This is a genomic window from Shewanella surugensis, from assembly GCF_023284005.1.
In the GTDB taxonomy this organism is placed as follows: Bacteria; Pseudomonadota; Gammaproteobacteria; order Enterobacterales; family Shewanellaceae; genus Shewanella; species Shewanella surugensis.
Window position 1 is genome coordinate 1 of sequence record NZ_JAKIKS010000248.1, and the last position, 2922, is coordinate 2922.

Annotated in this window: 4 protein-coding genes; all 4 read right to left on the reverse strand. The window is 38.7% G+C overall.

The window, feature by feature from the left end:
* Window positions 1–462: 462 nt before the first annotated feature.
* The gene (locus L2764_RS26510; RefSeq protein ID WP_248943336.1) at window positions 463–828 is read right to left on the reverse strand and encodes a cupin domain-containing protein; all 366 of its coding nucleotides are present in this window, start codon (window positions 826–828) and stop codon (window positions 463–465) included.
* A 43-nt stretch (window positions 829–871) separates the two neighbouring features.
* Window positions 872–1444: a pyridoxamine 5'-phosphate oxidase family protein gene (locus L2764_RS26515; protein WP_248943337.1), complete on the reverse strand. Its 573-nt coding sequence runs from the start codon at window positions 1442–1444 to the stop codon at window positions 872–874.
* Window positions 1445–1570: 126 nt separating this feature from the next.
* A complete protein-coding gene (locus L2764_RS26520; protein ID WP_248943338.1) occupies window positions 1571–2065 on the reverse strand; it encodes a cupin domain-containing protein in 495 nt (164 codons plus the stop codon).
* A gap of 135 nt (window positions 2066–2200) precedes the next feature.
* Window positions 2201–2605 (reverse strand): hypothetical protein, encoded by a 405-nt coding sequence (locus L2764_RS26525; protein WP_248943339.1) that lies wholly within the window; start codon window positions 2603–2605, stop codon window positions 2201–2203.
* Window positions 2606–2922: the final 317 nt, after the last annotated feature.

Sequence of the window (2922 nt, forward strand, 5' to 3'; positions counted from 1 at the left end):
ATTGGTTTTTCATTTGAGAACCTTGGCCGATTTTGTGAGAGATTGAAGCTTATAGGCAGCTAACCCTCTTTTCTATACCAAAGTGTGTCGGTTATTATGGCAATCTAAGGATTATCCTCCAAACATGATGCTTGTGTATGAAAATATGATTGCCCATTTATATGTGTATTATATGAAAAATATGCTATTGATTATAGGTTGTGGATATTCCATCTGAATTTTGAATTTCAAATTTCAGATGGAATATGTTGATGCATCCATGGAGCTTGTAAAAAAACAAGCGATTAGCTAGATTAATATCAGTCGATCTAGCTAAACGATTAATTATTGGGGTTAGTGTGTACTGGTCTCGCTATTACTGTTTTTACGTGTTTTGTCTATGAGGGTGACAGGTTTATCTTTGATACCCGCATAAAAAACTATGATTTCAGCGGGTTCAGTCCCTTCATTTTTACCATAATGCTAAATTTTGACGAGTTCTGTGATGCTGTCTCCTGCTTTAAGGTGCAGTGTCTTACCGTTATCTTCTCTGAAAACGGTTAATTGACCTTTGATTAATATGCCCGCGTTAATATAGGGATGTTCGTGTATAGGTAATGTAGCGCCTGCTGGAACCGTGATGTTTAAAATAGTGATTTCAGGTTGGCCTGTTGGGTATGCGGGTAAGGGAGTACCATCCCAGCTGGTATCAGATTTTATGACTACATCGACAGCGATTTTTGATTCATTGGGGTGACCTGATTGAGATTGCTCGGTGCTGTGCGCATTGGCATTACCACTTAATATAAGATAAAAAAATAATAAAAATGAAGCGGTAAACATATTCATGGTCGTTTTTCCTTTATCTTTCTTTATTAAAAAATAGGCATATTCAGTCAATAGACTCGTCAGCTATTCCCGCTAATTTTACGATATGAGTTTCCATATTGTCGATACTGTGTTGATTACGGTTTTTCCAGTAATCATGGATCCCTTCAGGTCCTCTGGCCTCGGCCCAGTTAGTAAGCTGATCTCGATCATCAAGGTAATCAAAGAAAGGCACCGACATACCGCATGAGGTTTGTACCATATCGATCGTTAAGTGATAAAATTGCCTCGTTCCTACACTTAGAGGAAATAAATCAATATATTCTTGCCACTGTTTATCGGCTTTGTGTATGGCAGTGGCTTCGCCATATAGGCGTAAAATGAGAGGGTTTCCTTCAAAAGCACAAAACATGAGGGTCATACGGGACAGGTGATAAATATGGGCGGCAGTTTCATTGCCACTGCCAGTCAAGTTTTGCCAAATGACCTGATTTTCATTGATTATGCGAAAGCTATCGCCGCCTTTAGGTGAAATATTGACTCGTCCTGAGGACGCTGCTGTGCCAACAAAGAATATTTTTTGTTGTTTAATGAAATCCATATGTTGGGGCTGTAACGCATTAAACTGCTTACCCATGAAAACCTCTTCATTGATTATGGACAGATAGAGATAGTATCAATCATATACTTCATTCAGCGAAAAGAAAATATAGGGGCAATTAGAATTAATCAAATGAGTATTATTTATTATTAATAACTTGATTTAAGGATTATTTTCATATTTATTAATGCTCAAGGGAATCGCTTTGGTACCGAGGTAAATGGCGATTAATTCAGCAGGTGTATCGCCGTTATTGACGCCATAGTTCCAAGTTTTGACCACTTCAATATCTACGTCACCGGGTTTGAGAGTGATACTTTTACTATCATCTTCAAGAAAAAAGGTGAGCTCTCCCTTGGTTAGGTAGGCAATATTGATGAGGGGATGTTTATGCACGGGTAATCTTGTTTTTGGAGGCACGGTGAGTCTTAACACAGTGATTTCAGGTTGTTGTGAGGGGTAATGAGGCAATAGTACACCATCCCAACTTTTTTCCGTTTTTATCATGAGTTCAGCCGTGAGAACTTGCGTACGTAACTCATCTTTTTTGATTTTCTTTTCTGAATGGGGGAGGGTCTCTGTTTCGGCTACAGCGAGATGACAGGTAAAAAAGAGTAACAACATGAAATTCTGCAGAATGATGGATAAAGTGCGCATATATGTCCCTATTCCTGATGTTAACGATCTCGCCATGCCTGCATTAGGACTTGATATAAGGTTAGTTTAAATTTTAGTTTCATCAAGCTGGTTTCATCAAGTCTGCTGTATTGATCCTGTCGAGTTTTTAGTGTGTCAATGTTGATCCAGCAACAGTTGGTAATTGGCATAACCTTGTGGATCTTCGCCTTTGTTTATCATTTTTAGTTTCTGGTGATCCATTATAAAATGTTCTGCTGCTGCGGTATTTTGTGTTTGAAAGCGAATGTCCAATTTTGTTCGGGTCTTGATGGGTTTTAGGCGCCAATTGTAGGTGGGAATAATGTCTATGTTGCCCTTTTTTTTGGTTTGTTGGGTAATATTGTTTGATAGTAAGGCTTGAATATCATCTGGAAAGCTTAATACGACATGTTTTGGCCCTGTGCCAGGAAACTGGCCAGAAAAAGCACGGTAGTTGTTGGTGATCACGATAAAATGGGTCTGATAAAAAATCTCACCAGAGAACTTGCTGCCATTTTCTGCGATATTAAGATAGTTCACTTATTCGATTTGTTCTTGTACGGCATCATCGGAGCTACAGGCAAGTAATGAACTGATGGTGAATAGAGAAAACCAGATGATTTTTTTGTTTATAGGTCTTTTATGTCTCATTTATTTCATAAAAGCTTTCCGCTTGCTCATAGTGATATTTTTATATTGAAGCCTGTATTGGGGGCAGGGCGGGATCGCACTTTGTTAACAAAGATTGAATTACTGTGATCTAATCGCACCTCACTTTCTGAGAGGTAACCCAATGACCCTGATCGAACACCTTACCGTTGTTGAAGAAACCCGTTCTAGTATCAACCAAAGACACG

Coding starts and splice junctions, on each gene's coding strand:
- L2764_RS26510 (WP_248943336.1), bottom strand. CDS start 828: ATGAATATGTTTACCGCTTCATTTTTATTATTTTTTTATCTTATATTA.
- L2764_RS26515 (WP_248943337.1), bottom strand. CDS start 1,444: ATGGGTAAGCAGTTTAATGCGTTACAGCCCCAACATATGGATTTCATT.
- L2764_RS26520 (WP_248943338.1), bottom strand. CDS start 2,065: ATGCGCACTTTATCCATCATTCTGCAGAATTTCATGTTGTTACTCTTT.